Origin of the sequence: Kitasatospora sp. NPDC091257, assembly GCF_044757675.1 — a bacterium.
GTDB lineage: Bacteria > Actinomycetota > Actinomycetes > Streptomycetales > Streptomycetaceae > Kitasatospora > Kitasatospora lactacystinica.
In genome coordinates, this window is sequence record NZ_JBIVVI010000015.1 from 1 (window position 1) to 20378 (window position 20378).

The following is a 20378-nucleotide window of genomic DNA, read 5'->3' on the forward strand; positions in this document are numbered from 1 at the left end:
CCTGGTGCCGGCCTCCATCGCCTCCCGGTTCTCCACCATCTGGTACGCGAGGTCACCGGGCGACTTGCTCGTGGTCACGCCGTAGGACAGCCACAGCCGCCCCTGCCGGTCGCCCCACTGCTTGCCGCGCATGTTCCAGTGGTTGTGGGTGTCGATCAGGCCGGGCATCACCGTCAGCCCGGAGGCGTCCACGATCCGCGCGCCGCTGGGCACGCCGCCGCCCCTGGGCAGCACCGCCTCGATCGTCGCGCCGCGCACCACGATGTCGACGTCGCGGCGCAGTTGCTCGCAGGAACCGTCCCAGAGCGCGCCCGCGCGCACGACCGTGGGCTCGCTGACCCGTACCGGACGGTAGGTGAGGTCGGCGGTGATCGTGCGGGCCGCGCCGCCGTCGGGCCCGACGGTGCGCAGCACGCCGTTGCACAGGTAGACGACGGTGCCGTCCGCGCTGATCGACAGCGAGTCGGTGACCTCGTCGGTCAGCTGCTGCGGCTCGCCGGTGATGGTGCCGTCGGCGGCCACCGGGACCCGCCAGGCGAGGCTCTCCGCGCCGAACACCAGGTGCCGGCCGTCGGAGGTCCACAGCGGGCCGTCGTTGTCGCGGGTGCTGATCGACCGGTCCGGCGCGATCTCCTGGTACCGGACCTTGTTGTCGGCCAGGTCCACGGTCAGCACCTGGTTGTTGCCGTTCGAGGTTCGCTTGGAGTACGGCATCAGCGCGGCCAGCGCGATCCTGCCGCCGTCCGGCGACCAGGTCGGCCGGCCCGGCTGGTAGAGCGCGGGCAGCACCTGGCGCACCGAGCGGTCGGCGACGTCGAACACCCAGGTCTGACCGGACTCGTCCTGGTAGGCGATCTTCGCGCCGTCCGGGGAGAACCGCGGCGCGAGCTGGCCGCCGGGCAGATCGGTGAGCCGGTCGGAGCGCCCGGTCGCCAGGTCCAGCCGCCACAGGTTGGCGGTGCCGGCGCGGTCGCTGACGTAGACCAGGGACCTGCCGTCGGGCGCGAAGTCCGGATCGGCCGCGAAGAACCCGTCGTCCACGACCTTGCGGGGCCTGCCGCCGATCGGCAGCAGCCACAGCGCGTTCAGCGCGCGGAACGCCACCTGCTTGCCGTCCCGCGACACCGCGGGGTCGGCCATGCCCTTCGCCCGGCGCGACGCGTCCGACACGAGGTTCCGCCGCTTGCGCTGGTAGTTCCGCGCCGAGTACGGCAGTTCGGCGGTGAACGGGATCTCCCGCACGGCCCCGGAGAGCGAGCGGCGGCGCAGCCGGCCGCCGGAGCTGTAGACGAACTCCTGCGCCGAGGTCCACGACACCGGCAGCGGCGGCAGGTCCTCGCCGGTCACGATCGCCTTGGCCCCGAGCATCATCGTGGTCCCGGTGCCGCCCGCGCTCAGGTAGCTGACCTGGCCGTCCGGTGCGTAGACCGGCGAGGACACCATGGCGTCGCCGGGTACGCCGGGCAGTTGCCTGCGCAGGCCCGAACCCAGGTCCAACTCCTCGATGGCGCCGTCACCGACGACGTAGGCGAGCTTCGTGCCGTCCGGGGACCACACCGGGGCCGCGTGCACCTCGTCGGCGTCGGTGACGGCGCGCTGCTGCCCGCTCGCGAGGTCCAGCACCCAGATCCGGCTGACGTGGTCGCGGTCGGAGGCGAACGCCACCTGCTTGCCGTCGGGCGAGAAGCGCGGCTCCAGGTCGAAGCCCCAGCCGGTGGTGAGCCGGGTGAGCCCGGTGCCGTCGGCGTTGATCGTCCACACGTCGTAGGCGGTGTCGAGGAAGGACTGGAACACGATCCGGCGCCCGTCGGGCGACCAGTGCGGCCGGGTCGCGTCGTGCTCCTCCGGCGTGATCCGCTGGGCCCGGCCGCCCGCGGCCGGCAGCAGCCAGATGCCGCCGGCGATGTCCACCGCGAGCCGGCGGCCGTCGGGGGACACCGCGACCCCGACGTTGGCGCTGTCCCGCACGGTCACGCTGCTCTCACCGGGACGGCCGTTCGGCTGCGGCGTCTGCGCGGACGCGGGCACCGCGCCGGCGGTCAGCCACAGCGCGCCCGCGCCCGCGACGACCGCGCCGCCGCGCAGCACCTGCCGGCGGGAGAGCCTCTCGGATGGTGACGTGTGTTCCATGGTCTTCCTCGTTACTTTCTGCGCGCGGTGGTGTACCGGGGGGTGCCCCAGTGGTCCACGCCGTAGCTGATGCCGGTGAAGGCGTCCTGTTCCCGCAGCAGGGACATGACCACGTCGGCCTGCTCGTCGTCGTGTTCGATCGCGACGCCGCCGCCGGAACGCAGCAGCCGGGTGGCGGCCGCCACCACCGCGCGGATCACGACCAGTCCGTCCTGGCCGCCGAACAGCGCGGGCCACGGCTGGTGCTCCTGCCATTCCGGCGGCAGCACGACGCCGTCCACCACGAACGGCGGATTGGCCAGCAGCAGGTCCACCGTGCCGTCCAGGTCGGCGAACATCGCGGCGTCGGTGACATTGCCGGCGTGCAGGATGATCGGGGTGTCGCCGAGTTCCGCCTGCCGTGCGGCGTTGCGGCGCGCCCAGGTCAGGGCCACCGGGTCGAGCTCGATGGCGTGCACGGTCGCGTCCGGCCGGGCGTGCGCGACCGCCAGGGCGATCGCCGCCGATCCGGTGCACAGGTCCACCGCGAGCGGCTTGGACACCCCGCTCACCACGTCCAGCCCCCAGGCCAGCAGCGGCTCGGTGTGCTTGCGGGGCACGAAGACGCCCGGACCCACCGCGACCTCGACACCGCCGAGCACGGCACGGCCGGTCAGGTACTCCACCGGCGTGCGGTCGGCCCGGCGGGCGACCAGCTCCCGCAGCCGGGCCAGATCCTCCCGGCCGAGCGTGGCGTCGAGGGGCAGCCGCTCCACGGCGCGGCCCAGCACGTACTCGGCCAGCTTCTCGGCGTCCCCGCGCGGCTGCCAGGCGCCGGCCTCGGCGAGGGTCTTCTCGGCGTCCGTCAGGAACGCACCCAGCGTCGGTTCACCAGTCTCGGCGGTCATCCGTTCCGGACTCCTTCCAGGATGTTCGCGGCCGTCTCCAGATGGCCGCGTTCGTGCAGCGAGGACAGGGCGAAGCGGATCAGACCGGTGCCCTTGGCCACGGTGGGGAAGAAGGCCGGCAGGATGAGCACCCCGGCCTCCTTCAGCGTGGTGGCCGCGCGGAAGGCCGCTTCCTCGGTGTCGAAGTGCGCACCGCGCACCGGGGACCGCAGACCGGCGTTGACGAGCCGGTTGCCGGTCAGCTCGTCGAACACCTCGGTGTTGCGCCACAGCCGCTCCTGCAACGCGGCGACCTCGCCGTCGAGGTGCAGCCGGGCCGAGGCGACGTTCGCGGCCAGCATCGGCAGCATGATCGAGTGCCCGAAGACCAGCGGGTTCGCGAACTTGCGCAGCACACGCACGTCGTCCTCGCTCGGCACCACCGCGAACCCGCCGCAGCCGCCGAACGCCTTGGACAGCGAGCCGGCGATGACCACGTTGGGCGGCAGCCGGTCGCCGAGCGCCTCGAAGGCGTAGCCGGCGCCGTGCTCGCCCGCGACGGAGATGCCGTGCGCGTCGTCGATGTAGAGGTGTCCCCCGTGGGGCGCCAGCGCCTCCAGGATCCCGGCGACGTCGATCAGACCGCCCATCGAGCCGACGCCGTCGATCAGCACGATCGGCGTGCGCCCGTCGCGACGGGCGTCGCGCAGCGCGGACTCCAGCGAGTCGGGCGTCTCCAGGTCGAACCGGCGCGCGGGGCCGATCTGGTCGAGGACCCCCCGCAGCACCTGCATCGAGGAGTGCGCGGTCCGGTCCACCAGGAAGGTCGCGCCGCCGGGCGCGATCGGGTAGCTGGGCAGCGCGCCGGCGCCGAGCAGCGGCAGCAGGCCCAGGTGGACGGTTCCGACGGAGGTGAAGGGGACGACCTTGTTGCCGCGGTACACCGTGGAGAGCAGGTCCTCCAACTCGCCGAGGTAGTGCGGGCGCATCCGGTTGCGGGAGGTCGACAGGTGCACGCCGAAGCGGCGCAGCGCCTCCTCGGCGGCCGTCACCAGCGCGGGGTGCTCCTCCAGACCCAGGTAGGAGCAGGACACGAACTCCAGCGCCTCGGTGCCGTCCGCCAGGCAGACCACCTTGCCGGGCTTGCGGCCGGTGACCACGTGCCCGGTCAGGCCTTGCTCGAACGCCACGTCCAGGGAGTCGGACGTCTTGTTGATGCGGGACTCGACCCAGTTGGCCGGCTGTGTCTCCTGCTGCGGATGGATCATGTCGCCTCGATTCGGGTGGACGCGGACAGGGCGTCGAACAGGTGGGCGCAGGTGTCGCGGTGCTCGTCCAGGGCGGTGCCGAAATGGTCGCGCAGCCGGCCCTGCGCCGCGGCGAACCCGGCTTCGTCGCCGCCGTCGATCAGGTCGGCCAGTCGGCGCACGGACGCGGCCAGCGCACCGCGGGCCCGCGCGGCGTCGGGATTGGCGACCTGGATGTCCCAGTACACCTCCGGTGTCCCGGAGGCGATCCTGGCCAGCAGGGCCAGCATGGTCGCGTGCGGCGGCGGGGCGATCACGCCGAGTTCGCCGATGTCGGTGCCGAGTTCCTCCAGCGCCAGCCCGAAACCGAGCACGCTGGCGTGGGTGAGCACCTGCGCGGCGGCGGTGAGCCGGTCGTGCCGCTCGGCGTCGAGCAGCACCGGTCGGCCGCCCCACTCGGCGAGCAGGCGCAGCAGTTCGGCCGCGGCCGGCCCGTCGTGCACCACGACGGTGGCGACCGGCTTGCCGGGCATGCCCAGGGCCGGCGCGAACATCGGGTTCAGGCTGACGGCCTGCACGCCTTCGACGCCCTGGAGCGCGGTCACCACGGCGTCCTTCACGGACAGTGTGTCCACCAGCAGCGCACCGGGACGCAGGTGCGGAGCGATGAGCGGGATCGCGGCCAGCCCCGTGCGCTCGGGCACCGCCAGCAGCACCAGATCCGCCGTGCCCAGCTCCGCGACCAGGGCGTCACCGGGCGAGGTGATGTCCCCGGCGAGGTCGCCACCGGCCGGGTCCACCACGACGACCTCGGCGCCCGAACCGGCCAGCAACGAGGCGAACATGCCGCCGACCGCGCCGGCGCCGCCCGCCACCAGACAACGCCGCAGCGACCGAACTCCGGCCCCGCTCATGCCAGTCCTCCCAGCGCGGGGCGCAGCGCCGTCGCCGCGACCGCGGTGAGCACCGCGCGCGATTTCACCACGGTCTCCTCGTACTCCTCGTCGGGGTCCGACAGCGCCACGATCGCGCCGCCGACGCCGAAGCTCATCCGTTCGTCGGTGGCGACCAGGGTCCGTATCACGATGCTCAGATCCGCGGCGCCGGACAGGGCGAACCAGCCCAGCGAACCGCTGTAGACGCCGCGCGGCCCCTCCTCCAGCCGGTCGATGATCTCCATCGTGCGCACCTTCGGCGCACCGGTCATGGAGCCGCCGGGGAACGCCGCGCGCACGCAGCCGACCGCGCTCTCCTCCGCCCGCAGCGTGCCGCGGACGGTGGAGACCAGCTGGTGCACCGGCGCGTACGTCTCCACGTCGAACAGCACCGGGACGTGCACCGAGCCGATCTCGCACACCGTGTTCAGGTCGTTGCGCACCAGGTCGACGATCATCAGGTTCTCCGCGCGGTCCTTCTCGTGCGTGGAGAGGTCCAGCTTGAGCAGCTCGTCCTGGTCGGGAGTGCCGCCGCGGGGCCGGGTTCCCTTGATGGGCTTGGACTCCACGACGCCGTCGGCGCCGATCCGCAGGAACCGCTCCGGCGACGCGCTGAGCACCGCGACCTCGGCGAAGTCCAGGAAGGCCCCGTAGGGCACCGGGCTGATCCGGCGCAGCCGGGAGTAGGTGTGCCGGGGATCGATCCTCTCGTCCACGGTGACCGTGTTGGTCAGGCAGATCTCGTAGGACTCGCCGAGCCGGATCTCGTCGAGGCAGTCCTCGATCCGCTTGAGGTAGCCCTCGCGGTCGTGGCGCGGACGGGCGGTCTCCCAGCCGGCCATGTCGGCGGCCTCGGCGCCGGCCAGCACACCCGTCCGGCCCGAATCGTCCACGGCGGACCCGTCGAGCCGGGACAGCCGAGCCGCCGTCCCGTCCAGCCAGTCGAGCGCGGCCGCCTCGTGCTCCGGCGTGCTCAACGCCAGCAGGTACGACCGGTGTTCCACGTGGTCGACGACCAGCGCGCGGTCGGCGAACAGCAGAGCGGCGTCGGGGGTGTCGGCCCGATGTGCCCGGGAGCCACCGGTCTCGGCCTTCAACTCGTAGCCCAGGTAACCGACGTAGCCCAGGTTGAAGTCGAACGGCAGACCGTCCGGTGTCGGCAGCGACCGCGCGGCCAGACTGTCCTGGAGGTAGCCGAAGAAGTCCCGGTGGACCTCCTCGACCCGGCCGTCCGCGTGGGTGACGGTGACCAGCCGCCGGCCGACGTCGTAGGAGACGTACTCGGCCAGCGGTCCGCTGTCGTCGCCCATGATCGAGAACCGCGAGCGTTCGTGGCGGGTCTCGCTGCTGTCCAGCCAGAAGCTGCGGGTGGAGCCGGAGAACAGTTCCCGGTGCGCCGCGTCCGGGTCCGGCTCGTGCGCCGCCTCGCGCACGTGCAGGCGCAGATCCGGCGTGGCGTCAGCGGGCGTCGGCCGCACGGCCGGTGGAGGCGGGGCGACGGCCGGAGCGGGGCGCGCGTCCATCGCGAGGTCGCGGAAGTTCGCCAGCAGCAGCCTGCCGTGCTCGCTGCTGATGGATTCGGGGTGGAACTGGACGCCCCACAGCGGGTCCGTCCGATGGCGCAGGCCCATCAGCACGCCGTCCTCGGTCCACGCGGTGCGTTCGAGCACCTCGGGCAGGTCGGTGACGGTCAGCGAGTGGTAGCGCACCACCGAGAACGGCGTGGGCAGCCCGGCGAAGACGCCGTCGCCGGTGTGGTGCACCAGCGAGCTGCGGCCGTGCATGGGTTCGGGCGCGAGGCCGACCGTGCCGCCGAACAGGTTCGCGATGCCCTGGTGGCCGAGGCACACGCCGAGCACCGGCCGTCCCGAGTCGAGGACGGCGCGGGAGCTGATGCCGAAGTCACGGGCCCGGTCGGGCCGGCCGGGCCCGGGGGACACCACGATGCCGTCGAACTCGGCCATCCGCTCCGCCGGGAATTCGGCGTCGTTGCGCACCACGACCGGCGCCCGGCCGGTCACCTCGCCGAGCAGCTGGTACAGGTTGTAGGTGAACGAGTCGTAGTTGTCGATCAGCAACATCCGCATTGCCCGGTCTGTCCTTCCTTCAGTGTGGCCGTGGTGCCTAGGTCGCCGGGGTGTTGCCCATGACCAGGTCCTCGACCCGGCAGGTCTCGGCGATGATCAGGTCGTACAGCCGGCGCAGGAAGTCCTGGTCGATCCCGTTGCGCTCGCCGTACCGCGCGGCCCGCTCCTGCACGATGCCGATGCGGTGCGGCTGCATCATCGGGACGCCGTGCTCCCTCTTGTGGTGGGCGACGCGCACACAGACGTCGATCCGGTCGCGCAGCACGTCCAGCAGACGGGCGTCGATGCCGTCCAGTTCGCCCCGCAGTTCCTCGAGTCGACGGTCCGCTCCGCCGGATCGTGCCGCCGAATCCCCCATGGTCACCTGGAATCTCCTCGTGATCGTCTCGCCCACCGAAGGGCTCTTCCAGATGTACCTGCCAACGGCGGTCCGCAGGAGCCCGCGCGGCGGTTGCGGCAACAAACGCGGTCTCGCGCAACAACCGAGGTCCACATGCGCAAGAAAGACCTTGTCGCTTCCGGCACGTCCACGGACGATCGGTTCCCGGAAACCATCACCGGAAGGCGCGCCGATGACCTTGTCCGCTCGAACCCTGCTGTCCGCCGAGTCACGTGCGAAGCTCGCCGCGGATCCCCGTCTCGGGGGCGGGAACGTCCTGGAGTCGGCGCTGGCCGTCAGCCCGAACCCGGACCTGCCGTTCATCGCCACCGGCCGGCCGGTCGCCACCTGCGACGGCGGGACGACGACCGAGTTCAGCCTCCGCGGGCTGGACCGGCTCGTGCAGAGCTGGTCGGTCTGGTACCTCGACCGGGGCGTGCGGCCCCGGGACCGGGTCGCGGTCCACATCGAGGACTCCTTCGCGTACTCGGTCCACCTGCACGCGCTGGCGACCATCGGCGCGATCGCGGTGCTGATCAACAGCAAGGCCCCCAAGGAGAACGCGCTCGAACTGATCCGGCGCACCGAGCCGGTCGGCGTGTACACGACCCGCGGCCGGCGCGACCTCCTCGGCCCCGAGCTCGCCGAACTGCCGGGCTCGCGCTGGGTCGTCCTGGCCGAGGACGTGCCCGCGCCGCCCCAGGCCGAGCTGGCCGCCGCCGCGCGGTTCCGGCACGCGCCCGACGACCCGGTCTCGATCCTGCATTCCTCGGGCACCACGGGCTTCCCCAAGCCGGTGGTGCAGACGCACGCGTCCAGCGTCGCCGGCCCGCGGTTCCGGCTCACCGACTACCTGGACTCGCCCGACGACCTGATGATGGCCGCGCAGCCGCAGTCGCACCTGGGCTCGGTGGTGTACGTCAACTACGCCGTCCTGGCCGGCACGCCCATGGTCGCCCACTACGACCCCACCGGCGCCGACCTGGTCGACGCCATCCGCCGGTACCGGCCGACCACGGTGATGGCCTTCGCGCACGCGTTCACGGAACTGGCCGACGTCGAGGTCGCCGACGGCGCGGTCGACTCGGTGGACAGCTGGGTGACCATGGGCGACGCCATCCACGAGGCCCACCTCAAGGCCATCCTGGGCAAGCGCGACCCCGAGCTGCCCTCCGCGGTGTTCTACGACCGCTTCGGCGCCACCGAACTGGGCTGGGGCCTGATGGTGCAGCCGCGCTCGCTGGCCTCACAGCGCAACGACCGCTGCATCGGCCGTCCCGACGCGCTGTCCGAGGTCGTCGTGCTGCGCCGGGACGGCACCGCGGCCGACCGCGGCGAGATCGGACTGCTGGGCGCCAAGGGCCCCACCATCACCGCGGGGTACTGGAACGACTCCGACACCACCTACCGCAGCCGGCTGTCCGGGTACTGGCTGTCCGGCGACCTGGCGTACCAGGACGAGGCCGGCGACTTCTACCAGGTGGACCGGGCGGTGGACACCATCGAGACCGCGGCGGGCCCCGCGCACTCGGTGCAGATGGAGGAACTCCTGCTCAACGAGCTGCCGGTGATCGTGGACTGCACGGTCGTGGCCGGCCGGCACGGCGGGAACACGGTCGCGGTGGCACTGGTCGCCGCCCACGGCGAGCACCTCGACCCGTCGCAGCTGCTCGCCTCGGCCAACACCGTGCTCGGCGCGGCCGGCCACCCCACGCTGGCCGTGCTCGAACTGACCCGCTCCGTCACCGACATCCCGCAGGGCGTCACCGGCAAGGTGCTCAAGCGTCAGCTCCGTGAACGCTACGACACGCTCGCGGACTACCTCCGCGCGAGCGACCCCGCCGCGGTGGCCACCACCCTCTAGGGGCGACCACCACGACGTGCGGACGTCATCCCCGGGCGACCGGAGTTCCCTCGGCGATGACGTCCGCGCCGGCCCACTCGGTGCCCAGCATCGCGTACACGGCCAGGTCCGCCCGCTGCCCCTTGAGCATCTCGCCCTGCACGAAGAACGCCTCCCGACGCATGCCGAGACGCTCCATCAGCCGCATCGACGAAACGTTGTTCCCGTTGCACATGCCGACCACCCGGTGGAAGCCGTACCGCTCGAACGCCAGCCGCAGCACCTCGCGGCCGGCTTCGGTGGCGTACCCGCGGCCGCCGTGGTCGGGGTTCATCACGAAACCGATCTCGGCGCGGCCCAGTTCGGCGCTCAGCCAGTCCAGGTTGAACTCGCCGATGAGCCGGCCGGACTCGCGCAGCTCCACCGCGACGGCCAGGTTGTCGCCCTCCCCGGCCAGCTCGGACTCCGAGATCCTGGTGGCCAGCGCGGTGCGCGTCTCCTCGCGGGTGCGGGCGTCCCACAGCAGGTACCGGGTCACGTCCGGACGGCGCTGGATGTCGTGCAGGTCGTCGATATCCGCCTCGGTGAAGGAACGCAGCACCAGCCGGTCAGTGACAACAGGATCCACGGGTGAGACTCCGAATTGGATTATTCGATGAATGGTCCAGCGGATACTAGCATCCGAAAATCGGCATTTAGGGGAATCGTGAACACTTTGTTCCGCGGAGTACGCCGGTGATCCGTCGCCTGCCGTTGTTCGCACTCGTCGCCGCGTGCGGCGTGTCCTCGTGCGGCGCGACGATGACGATGATCGCCCTTCCCTGGTTCGTGCTGTCCAGAACCGGCAGCGGCCTCCAGACCGGGGCCGTGGCCGCCGCCGAAACGCTCGGGCTGGTCCTCTCGGTGGTGCTGGTCGGCCCGCTGCTGGACCGGTACGGCGCGTGGCGCGGCAGCATCATGGCCGACCTGGCGGCCTCCGTCGCGGTGCTCGCGATCCCGGCCGCGGAAGCACTGGACCTGCTGTCGCTGCCGGTGCTCGTGGTCCTGGTGTTCGGGATCGGCGCCGGTCGAGCACCCTCCCGCAGCGCCAAACAGGTGCTGCTGCCCGCCGTCCTGGCCGCGACCGGCGTCCGCGTCGAGCGGGGCACCAGCGCGGAGGAGTCCGCGTTGCGCACCGGAGACCTGCTCGGCGCGCCGCTCGGCGGCATTCTGATCGGGCTGATCGGACCCACCTGGGTCCTGCTGGCCGACGGCGCGGCGCTGCTCACCGCGGCGGCGCTGGTGGGCCTCCTGGTCCGGCCCGCGGCCGCCGCCGGGCGTGAGCCGGCCGGCGGCGCGCACGGCTACCTGCGGGAGCTCAAGCAGGCCGCCGAGCACTTCCGGCGCGACCGGTTGCTGCTGGTCATCGGCGTGCAGTGCGCGGCCTTGAACGCCCTCACCGTCGGGCTGCTCTCGGTGCTGCTGCCCGCCTACGGACTGACCGTGTGGCACGACAGCACGCTGGTCGGCGTGCTGATCGCCGCGTCCAGCGGCGCCAGCATCCTGGGCACGGCGCTGTACGGCTGGCTGGGCGACGGCGGCCGTCGGTGGCGGGTGTTCGCGATCTGCTCCCTGGTCTCCGGCGCGCCCGTCTTCCTGGCCGTGGCGGCCGACCCGCACCCGGTGCTGCTGGTGCTGGTGGTCTCGGCCTGCATGATGGCGAACGGCCCGATCAACCCGGTGATCGCCGCGGTCAAGTACGCCCGGGTGCCCGAGGGGCTGCGCGGCCGGGTGTTCGCGGCGTTCCACGCCTCGGCCAACGCGGCCATGCCGCTGGGACTGCTGCTGGCCGGGGTGCTGCTGGACGCGGTCGGGCCGACCGCCGCGGTGCTCGTGCTCGGCGGGCTCTGCCTGCTCGTTTCGCTGTGGCCGTTCGTGTTCCGGGTTTGGCGGGAGTTGGACGAACCGGAACGCCTCCCGTCGAGGGTCGGATAATTCGCGCAACAAATGCGGCCCTCAGCAAGAAATGCCGCCCCATAACGCAAAGAAGCCGGTCGTCCGGTCGTCCGACGGAATCTAGTGTTCGGGCGTCGACGGAATGGGAATGGGACCAACCGAATGCCCGGTGCGGCCGGCCCGTCGGCGCCGGGGCCGCGCCGGAATCGCACCGGCGGCAGCGGCCCCCCGAGCAAGGACGCGTTGCGCCGCGCGGAGCCGTCCGGGCAGGCACGGTGATCGTGCGCGACGAGATCAGCACACAACGGAGGTTCCCGATGAACACCGGCATTCGGCTCGCCGCCGACCTGGACGCCATCAGCCGGGAGGAGATCGAGCGACTGCGGGCGCACAACTTCACGCGGTTGGTGACCGCGGCCCGGCGCACGCCCGCGGTGCTGCGCCGCTGGCCCGGGCTCGACTCCGTGCACAGCCTGGACCGGTTGCCGGAACTGCCCGTGCTGACCCCGTCCGCGCTGGCCGACGGCTGTCCGCCGCACTCGGTGGAGTTCCTGATCGACGGCGACCAGCCCGGCATGGTGCTTCGTTCGAGCGGGACCTCCAGCAAGGTCAAGATGATGTACCACTCCTGGGCGTTCAACGAGCAGGTGTCCGCGCTCGGCGCGCGCGGGCTGCGCGCGACCCTGCCCGAGCCGCCCCGCCGGGTGGCGAACTGCCTCTACGGGGCCGAACTCAACGGATCCTTCCTCTTCACCCAGGAGGTCGCTCGGCTGCTCGGCGCGCGGGTGTACCCCCTGGGCAACGTCACCAGCGTCGCGGAGACGGCGAAGATGATCTCCGAGCACGCGATCGACACCTTGGCCGCGCCACCGGGGTACGGGGTGGACCTGCTCACCGGAAAGCCCCCGGACCTGCTCGCCTCGATGCGGACCTACCTCTACATCGGGGAGAGCCTCGGCGCCAGCCGCACCGCGGCGCTCACCGCCGCCCTGCCCGGACTGACGGTCCGCTCGCTGGCCTACTCCACCACCGAGACCGGGCCCATCGGCTACCAGTGCCAGTGGCTGTCCGGCAACGACCACCACGTGCACGAGGACGCGATGGTGGTGGAGATCGTCGACGAGGAGACCGGGCTCGCCGTGGCCGCCGGCGAGGAGGGCGAGGTCCTGGTCACGCCGCTGAGCGACACCGGCATGGCCCTGTTCCGCTACGCCATCGGCGACCGGGGCCGGCTGAGCACCCAGCCGTGCCGCTGCGGCAGCCAGGCCTCCGTGCTCACCCTGCTCGGCCGGGCCCGGCAGTCGCTGAACGTGGACTCCGAGACCGTCTCCGCCGACCAGTTGATGTCGCGGCTCGCCCGGTTGGGCATCACCGATCCCGCCGACTGCCAGTTTCAGGTGCTCTGGACCGTCAACCGGTACCGGGTACGGCTGCTGCTGTCACCGAGCACACCCGGGGACATCACCGTCGACGCGGTGGTCGCGGCCTTCGCGGACACCGTCGAGCTCAACCAGATCGTCACCGGCCCGCGCTGCCTGGGGTTCACCGTGGAGCACGTCGAGCGCGGCGACTTCGAGCGCACCGAGCGCGGCAAGGTGCCCACCCTCTACCAGCGAACGGTCACCGCATGAACCGGAACCCCTGCCCCGTCACCCGGTCCTACCTGGACGAATGCGCCGCCGAGGGGCGCGACGGCCTGCGCGGGGTCGTCGACCACCTGCGGTTCCCGCCGCACTTCACCGCGGCCTTCGACGGGCGGGTGCTCGGCCGGCCACTGTTCGTCGAGGAGACCGCGATCCGCGGCGTCGCCGACCGGCTCATGCGGTTCCACGACCTGATCGTCTCCCTGCCCGGCAGGCTCCACGGTGGCGACGTGTTCGCCTACGGCGAGGCGCTCGGGCTCGACCGCCGGTCGGTGGAGCTCGTCCGCCGGAACGGACTCGTGCCGCCGATCCCGTACGGCCGGGCCGACCTGCACCGTGACGGCGACTCCTGGCGACTGCTGGAGTTCAACATCGGCGCCGACCTCGGCGGCATGGAACGGACCGGCGACATCCCGCGGGCGCTGATGGACGTGCCCAGGTTCCGGGAGTTCGCCGAGAAGCACCGGCTGACCTACCCCGACATCGGGGCGGGCATCGCCCGCATGCTCACCCGCTGCGCCGAGAGCGTGTCCGCCGCCGGCACGCCGGTGGTCGTGATGCTGGAGAGCAACGGCCGGGTGGCCCAGTACCGGAAGTACATGCTGCCCTTCCAGGAGTACATGCGGGGCAAGGGAATCGACCTCCGGCTGGCCGAGGTGGGCGAGTTGAGCTCGCCGGGCGGGAAGATCCACCTGGACGGCACCCCGGTGGACGTGATCCTCCGCTACGTGTCGGTGGACCAGATCCTCGCCGACCCCGAGGTCGCCGGGGCCATGGAGCCGGTCTTCCGCGCCCACGAGGAGGGCCGGACCGTGCAGCTGACCCCGATCTGTACCGACCTGCACGGCAACAAGGGCATCCTGCCGATGCTGCACGACCCCCGGTTCCGGGCCGCCCTGGCCGAGGAGGAGCTGGCCCTGATCGACGGAATGCTGCCGTGGACGCGGTCGATGGCCGAGGGCACGGTCGAGGTGGACGGCGACGTGGTCGATCTGATCGACTACTGCCGCGCCCATCGGGAGGAACTGATCCTCAAGCCGAACAACGACGCGCGCGGCGGCGGCATCGTCGCCGGCTGGGAGACGTCCGACGGGGACTGGCGGCGGGCCCTGACGGAGTGCGACCGACGACGTTTCCTGGTGCAGCGCAAGGCCCCGGCGCAGCCGGAGCCGGTGCAGGACGCGGAGACCGGCGAGGTGCGGGACTGGCTCGCGACCTGGGGCGTCTACCTGACCGACGAGGGGTACGCGGGCACCTACATCCGTGCGCTGTCCGAGTCCGCCGGCAGCGCGGTCGTCGGCTGGGACGCGCTGCCACAGCTCACCGCCGTGTTCAGCTACCCGGCCTGACCTGCACGCGTGAGCGAGCCCGGGCGCGACATTGCCTTAACCTTCATCCATTGCAACGATCCATTGCGTTCGAGTTCAGCGTCATTGCATCAATTTACCGTTACTGAGCTGGGAAGACGCGTTTCATCCGATTGACGTCGAGCCAGAAACAGCCGTAGCTTTCCAGTTATCCGAACGTGCGGCAACGCGAAACGAGGAACGGCCATGGGTGAATCCCCGCACACCGTCACGACCATGCCGGTGGCACGCCGCCCCGGCTGTCCCTTCGACCCGCCCGCCGAGCTGATCGACGCCCGCCGGCACGCGCCGATGAGCCGCTACACCTTCCCCGGCGGACGGCCCGGCTGGCTGGTCACCGGATACGACCTGGTCAGGGCGGTGCTGGCCGACACGAGGTTCAGCTCGCGCAAGGACCTGATGCTCCACCCGACCATCGACTACGGCGACTTCCAGATCCCGCCGGCGCCGCCCGGGGAGTTCGTCCTCATGGACGAGCCCCAGCACAGCCGCTACCGCAAGCCCCTGACGGGCAAGTTCACCGTACGGCGGATGCGGCTGCTCACCGAGCGCATCGAGCAGGTCACCACCGCCCGCCTGGACGCCATGGAGGCGGCCGGGCCTCCGACGGACCTGGTGACCGCGTTCGCCAAGCCCATCCCCGCCATCGTGATCTGCGAGCTGCTCGGGGTGCCGTACGAGGACCGGGGCTCCTTCCAGGAGCAGGTCGACTCGTTCATGAACGGGGAGACGAGCGACGAGGACCTCATGGCGGCCTACGCCTCGACCCAGGAGTACCTGGCCGAGCTGGTGGCCGCCAAGCGCGCCAACCCCACCGACGACGTGCTCAGCGACCTCACCGACAGCGATCTGACCGACGAGGAACTGAAGGGGATCAGCCTGATCCTGCTCGCGGCCGGTCTCGACACCACCGCGAACATGCTGGCCCTCGGAACCTTCGCGCTGCTGCGCAACCCGGACCAACTGGCCGCGCTGCGGGGCGATCCCGCGCTCGCCGACCGGGCCGTGGAGGAACTGCTGCGGTACCTGAGCGTCGCCAAGACCTTCATGCGGACGGCCCTGGAGGACGTCGAACTCGGCGGCCGGACCGTCAGGGCCGGCGAGCGGGTGATCCTCTCGTTCAACACCGCCAACCGCGATCCCGAGCGCTTCCCCGATCCCCATGTGCTCGACCTGCGGAGGCAGGACGGCGGACACCTGGCCTTCGGCCACGGCATCCACCAGTGCCTGGGCCAACAGCTGGCCCGCATCGAGATGCGGGTCGCCTTCCCCGCGCTGCTCGACCGCTTCCCGACGCTGCGCCTGGCCGTACCGCCCGAGGAGGTCTCCCTGCGCCCGGAGCTCGCGGACATCTACGGGGTGAAGAGCCTCCCCGTCACCTGGGACGCGTGATCGATGAGGATCACCGTGGACGCCGAACGCTGCATCGGCTCCGGAATGTGCGTCCTGACGGCCGGCGAGGTCTTCGACCAGCGCGAGGACGACGGCACGTCGGTCGTGCGGCAACCCGAGCCTCCGGCCGGGGCGTTGGGCGCGGTTCGGGGGTGGTGCGGGTCAGGCCTTGCGGAGTTGGAAGGCGAGGCCGAGGGAGTCGTCCGCGAAGGTCTCGGAGTCCCAGTCGGCGGCACCGGCGGCGAAGTCGGTGGCGAGGACCTCCTCGGCGACGAGGGGGCCGTGTTCGGCGATGGCTTCGGCGGTCTCCTCCGAGGTGGCGCGCCAGCGCAGGACGATGCGGTCGGCGACGTCCAGGCCGGAGTTCTTGCGGGCCTCCTGGATCTGGCGGATGGCGTCGCGGGCGATGCCGAGCCGCTTGAGCTCCGGGGTGATGGCCAGGTCGAGGGCGACGGTGGCGCCGGACTCGTTGGCGACGGCCCAGCCCTCGCGCGGGGTCTCGGTGATGATCACCTCGTCGGGGGAGAGGGTGATCGGTTCACCGTTCAGTTCGACGGAGGTGGTGCCCGAGGCGCGCAGTTCGGCGGCCAGGCGGGCGGCGTCGGTGGCGGCGACCGCCTTGGCGACGTCCTGGACGCCCTTGCCGAAACGCTTGCCCAGCGCGCGGAAGTTGGCCTTGGCGCTGGTGTCGACCAGCGAACCGCCGACCTCCGCCAGCGACTCCAGGGTGGAGACGTTGAGCTCCTCGGCGATCTGCGCGCGCAGGTCGGCCGGCAGCTCCTCCCAGCCCTGGGCGGCGACCAGCGCGCGCGAGAGCGGCTGACGGGTCTTCACGCCGGACTCGGCGCGGGTGGCCCGGCCCAGCTCGACCAGGCGGCGGACCAGCGCCATGTGCCGGGAGAGCTCGGTGTCGATCAGCGACTCGTCGGCCTCCGGCCAGGTGGCCAGGTGCACCGAGGCCGGGGCCTCCGGGGCGACCGGGACGACCAGGTCCTGCCAGACCCGCTCGGTGATGAACGGGGTGAGCGGGGCCATCAGGCGGGTGACCGTCTCCAGCGCCTCGTGCAGCGTGGCGAGCGCGGCGGCGTCGCCCTGCCAGAAGCGGCGGCGGCCGCGGCGGACGTACCAGTTGGACAGGTCGTCGACGAAGCCCGACAGCAGCTTGCCGGCGCGCTGGGTGTCGTACGCCTCGTAGGCCGCGTCGACCTCGCGGACCAGGGTGTTCAGCTCGGAGAGCACCCAGCGGTCCAGCTGCGGGCGGTCGGCCGGGGCCGGGTCGTTCGCCGAGGGCGCCCAGTTCGAGGTGCGGGCGTACAGGGCCTGGAAGGCGACGGTGTTCCAGTAGGTGAGGAGGGTCTTGCGGACCACCTCCTGGATGGTGCCGTGGCCGACCCGGCGGGCCGACCAGGGCGAGCCGCCGGCCGCCATGAACCAGCGGACGGCGTCGGCGCCGTGCTGGTCCATCAGCGGGATCGGCTGGAGGATGTTGCCCAGGTGCTTGGACATCTTGCGGCCGTCCTCGGCCAGGATGTGGCCCAGGCAGACGACGTTCTCGTAGCTGTTCCTGTCGAACACCAGGGTGCCGACCGCCATCAGCGTGTAGAACCAGCCGCGGGTCTGGTCGATCGCCTCGGAGATGAACTGCGCCGGGTAGCGCTTCTCGAACAGCTCCTTGTTCTGGTACGGGTAGCCGTACTGGGCGAAGGGCATCGAGCCCGAGTCGTACCAGGCGTCGATGACCTCGGGCACGCGGGTGGCGGTGCCGCCGCAGTCGCGGCAGGCGAAGGTCACCGCGTCGATGTACGGGCGGTGCGGGTCGAGGCCGCTCTGGTCGGTGCCGGTGAGCTCGGACAGCTCGGCCAGCGAGCCGACGCAGGTGAGGTGGCCCTCCTCGCAGCGCCAGATCGGCAGCGGGGTGCCCCAGTAGCGGTTGCGGCTGAGTGCCCAGTCGATGTTGTTGTTCAGCCAGTCGCCGAAACGGCCGTGCTTGACCGTGTCCGGGAACCAGTTGGTGGCCTCGTTCTCGCGGATCATCGCGTCCTTGACGGCGGTGGTCCGGATGTACCAGGACGGCTGCGCGTAGTAGAGCAGCGCGGTGTGGCAGCGCCAGCAGTGCGGGTAGCTGTGCTCGTACGGCAGGTGACGGAAGAGCAGGCCGCGCTCCTTGAGGTCCGCGACCAGGGCCTCGTCGGCCTTCTTGAAGAACTGGCCGCCGACCAGCGGGACCTCGGGGGCGAAGGTGCCGTCGCCGAGCACCGGGTTGACCACCGGCAGGCCGTACTTGCGGCAGGTCGCGAGGTCGTCCGCGCCGAAGGCGGGGGACTGGTGGACGATGCCGGTGCCGTCCTCGGTGGTGACGTAGTCGGCGTTGAGGACGTAGTGGGCGTTCTCGATCTCGACCAGGTCGAAGGGGCGGCGGTAGGCCCAGCGCTCCATCTCGGCGCCGGTGAAGGACTCGCCGGTGGTCTCCCAGCCCTCGCCGAGCGCCTTGGCGACCAGCGGCTCGGCGACGACCAGCTGCTCCTCGCCGTCGGTGGCCACCACGTAGGTGACCTCCGGGTGGACGGCGGCGGCGGTGTTGGAGACCAGGGTCCACGGGGTGGTGGTCCACACCAGCAGGGCGGCCCGGCCGGCCAGCGGGCCGCTGGTGAGCGGGAAGCGGACGAAGACCGAGGGGTCGACCACGGTCTCGTAGCCCTGGGCCAGCTCGTGGTCCGACAGGCCGGTGCCGCAGCGCGGGCACCAGGGGGCGACCCGGTGGTCCTGGACCAGCAGGCCCTTGTCGAAGATCTGCTGGAGCGACCACCAGACGGACTGGACGTACGACGGGTCCATCGTCCGGTAGGCCTCGTCGAGGTCGACCCAGTAGCCCATGCGGGTGGTCAGCTCGGCGAAGGCGTCGGTGTGGCGGGTCACCGAGTCGCGGCACTTGGCGTTGAACTCGGCGATGCCGTACGCCTCGATGTCCTGCTTGCCGGAGAAGCCCAGCTCCTTCTCGACGGCGAGCTCGACCGGCAGGCCGTGGCAGTCCCAGCCGGCCTTGCGGGCGACGTGGTAGCCCTTCATGGTCCGGAAGCGCGGGAAGACGTCCTTGAAGACGCGGGCCTCGATGTGGTGGGCGCCGGGCATGCCGTTGGCGGTGGGCGGGCCCTCGTAGAACACCCACTCGGGGCGGCCCTCGGACTGCTCCAGGCTGCGCTGGAAGATCTTGTTGTCCTGCCAGAAGGACAGGATCTGGTGCTCCAGGGCAGGCAGATCCACCTGCGCGGGGACGGGGTTGTAGGAGCTGGCCATCGCGGCGTCTACCTCCGGTGGATGCGGGACTGGATCCTCCGGAGGGACGAGACGGCCCGGCCGTCCCGCGGTACCACCCTCCTTGGCCGCGGTGCTGCGTTCGCGGCCCTCTTGTTTGGGCTTGCTGCCGGGTCTAGTGGGCCACCGCGGCATCGCGGCGGCCGTTCTTCCGGCGGCTCCGGGGTGATCTTCCCGTCGTGCACACCCCCGGGCTCGCACCGTCCCCGGGTCGCTGGTGGCTGCGTACGTCGGTACTCGTCCCATCTGCGCCTTGCCCCGCCAGTGTATCGGCCGGGCGCGGCGGTTTGTCCAAACCGTTTCCCGGTGGGCGGTCCGGAGCACTCCGGGGGCGCTCCGGGAGCGTTCCGGGGGCGTTCGCCGAGGGAGGTTAGCCGGAGTCGATCTGGGCACAAATCTCTGAGCGCACGGGGCGTGACGGTTGGGACGGCTGCCTGGGTGGGAACGTTATGAGGCGTCGGTATGTCATGTTGTGACCGGTTTTGATCGGGATTATCGTTCCGGCACTGGAAGCCGCCGGGAACCGGCGGCTCGATTCGTTCGTAGATGGGGTCGAAAGCCATGGCTGAGAAGGGAACCGGCGCGGGCACCGCCACCAAGCGGGCACGCAAGGCCGTGGCGGTCGACCCAGGGGAGGGGCCCGTGACCACTACCGCACCGAAGAGCAGCACCGACACCGTCACCGCGCCGCGCGGCGCCGAGTCGGTGGACCCGGCCACGCTGCCGGTCCGGCCCGGCGAGGACCCGTGGACCGCCGAGGAGGTCCACGAGCTGCACGACGAGCTGATCAGCGACCTGGACCGGCTCCGGACCGAGATCGGCGCCGCCGAGGCGGCCATCTCCGGCCTGATGCGCGACTCCAACGACGGAGCCGGCGACGACCAGGTGGACGCCGGTACGAAGAACATCTCGCGGGAGAGCGAGCTGGCGCTGGCCAACAACGCGCGGGACAGCCTGGCCCAGACCGAGCGCGCGCTGGATCGGCTGGAGGGCGTCGGCTTCGGCACCTGCGAGTCCTGCGGGCAGGCCATCGGCAAGGCCCGGATGCAGGCCTTCCCCAGGGCGACGCTCTGCGTGCAGTGCAAGGCCAAGCAGGAACGCCGCTGAACCGGGCGACCGGAGCGACGCGCGGGGTCGGGCTTGCCGTACGCTCGACCCCGTAACGTCGCCCGAGTAACGTCGCCTGACGCGTTCGTGAACGCGGGCAGGCTGTCACCGGCCCACCACCCTCCCCCTCCTGCG

The 20378-nt window shown here is 71.6% G+C and carries 14 protein-coding genes; 6 read left to right on the plus strand and 8 right to left on the minus strand.

Annotation, left to right across the window (positions count from 1 at the left end; genetic code table 11):
- The 6 genes from ACIQOV_RS01435 to ACIQOV_RS01460 form a co-directional block, all read right to left on the minus strand.
- On the minus strand, positions 1–2130 hold a 2130-nt coding region (locus ACIQOV_RS01435), incomplete at its 3' end, for an amidohydrolase (protein WP_401043576.1).
- 11 nt (positions 2131–2141) lie between these two features.
- On the minus strand, positions 2142–3017 hold the full coding sequence (locus tag ACIQOV_RS01440) for a N5-glutamine methyltransferase family protein (protein WP_401043579.1): 876 nt from the start codon (positions 3015–3017) through the stop codon (positions 2142–2144).
- Entirely contained in the window at positions 3014–4264 is a 1251-nt protein-coding gene (locus tag ACIQOV_RS01445) for an aminotransferase class I/II-fold pyridoxal phosphate-dependent enzyme (protein ID WP_401043581.1), read from the minus strand. The genes ACIQOV_RS01440 and ACIQOV_RS01445 overlap by 4 nt, the downstream gene beginning before the upstream one ends.
- Positions 4261–5157 (minus strand): prephenate dehydrogenase/arogenate dehydrogenase family protein, encoded by an 897-nt coding sequence (locus ACIQOV_RS01450; protein ID WP_401043584.1) that lies wholly within the window; start codon positions 5155–5157, stop codon positions 4261–4263. The genes ACIQOV_RS01445 and ACIQOV_RS01450 overlap by 4 nt, the downstream gene beginning before the upstream one ends.
- Positions 5154–7265 carry an aminodeoxychorismate synthase component I gene (gene pabB, locus ACIQOV_RS01455; RefSeq protein WP_401043586.1) on the minus strand — a complete coding sequence of 704 codons (2112 nt, stop codon included), beginning with the start codon at positions 7263–7265 and terminating at the stop codon, positions 5154–5156. Before pabB ends, ACIQOV_RS01450 begins: the two co-directional genes overlap by 4 nt.
- Positions 7266–7302: 37 nt before the next feature.
- Positions 7303–7623, minus strand: coding sequence for a chorismate mutase family protein (locus ACIQOV_RS01460; protein ID WP_401043604.1), 321 nt, complete (start codon positions 7621–7623; stop codon positions 7303–7305).
- Positions 7624–7837: 214 nt separating this feature from the next.
- Between ACIQOV_RS01460 and ACIQOV_RS01465 the strand changes: the two genes are divergently transcribed.
- Positions 7838–9508: a class I adenylate-forming enzyme family protein gene (locus ACIQOV_RS01465; protein ID WP_401043589.1), complete on the plus strand. Its 1671-nt coding sequence runs from the start codon at positions 7838–7840 to the stop codon at positions 9506–9508.
- A 25-nt stretch (positions 9509–9533) separates the two neighbouring features.
- Here the strand turns inward: ACIQOV_RS01465 and ACIQOV_RS01470 are convergent, their stop codons facing one another.
- Positions 9534–10115, minus strand: a complete 582-nt coding sequence (locus ACIQOV_RS01470) for a GNAT family N-acetyltransferase (RefSeq protein WP_380543862.1) — start codon at positions 10113–10115, stop codon at positions 9534–9536.
- Between the two features lie 107 nt (positions 10116–10222).
- Here ACIQOV_RS01470 and ACIQOV_RS01475 point away from each other — a divergent pair, with 107 nt between their 5' ends.
- The 4 genes from ACIQOV_RS01475 to ACIQOV_RS01490 all read left to right on the plus strand — a co-directional run bounded on the left by ACIQOV_RS01475 (position 10223) and on the right by ACIQOV_RS01490 (position 15824).
- Positions 10223–11461, plus strand: coding sequence for an MFS transporter (locus tag ACIQOV_RS01475; protein ID WP_401043592.1), 1239 nt, complete (start codon positions 10223–10225; stop codon positions 11459–11461).
- Positions 11462–11739: 278 nt separating this feature from the next.
- Positions 11740–13053, plus strand: coding sequence for a phenylacetate--CoA ligase family protein (locus ACIQOV_RS01480; RefSeq protein WP_401043594.1), 1314 nt, complete (start codon positions 11740–11742; stop codon positions 13051–13053).
- Positions 13050–14414 (plus strand): hypothetical protein, encoded by a 1365-nt coding sequence (locus tag ACIQOV_RS01485; RefSeq protein WP_401043597.1) that lies wholly within the window; start codon positions 13050–13052, stop codon positions 14412–14414. The genes ACIQOV_RS01480 and ACIQOV_RS01485 overlap by 4 nt, the downstream gene beginning before the upstream one ends.
- Positions 14415–14618: 204 nt before the next feature.
- Positions 14619–15824, plus strand: a complete 1206-nt coding sequence (locus ACIQOV_RS01490; protein WP_401043599.1) for a cytochrome P450 — start codon at positions 14619–14621, stop codon at positions 15822–15824.
- Positions 15825–15986: 162 nt separating this feature from the next.
- Here ACIQOV_RS01490 and ileS read toward each other — a convergent pair whose 3' ends face one another.
- On the minus strand, positions 15987–19118 hold the full coding sequence (gene ileS, locus ACIQOV_RS01495; RefSeq protein ID WP_359908368.1) for an isoleucine--tRNA ligase: 3132 nt from the start codon (positions 19116–19118) through the stop codon (positions 15987–15989).
- A 660-nt stretch (positions 19119–19778) separates the two neighbouring features.
- On the opposite strand from ileS, the gene ACIQOV_RS01500 reads away from it, so the two are divergent.
- Positions 19779–20243 (plus strand): TraR/DksA family transcriptional regulator, encoded by a 465-nt coding sequence (locus ACIQOV_RS01500; protein ID WP_359908365.1) that lies wholly within the window; start codon positions 19779–19781, stop codon positions 20241–20243.
- Positions 20244–20378 lie beyond the last annotated feature (135 nt).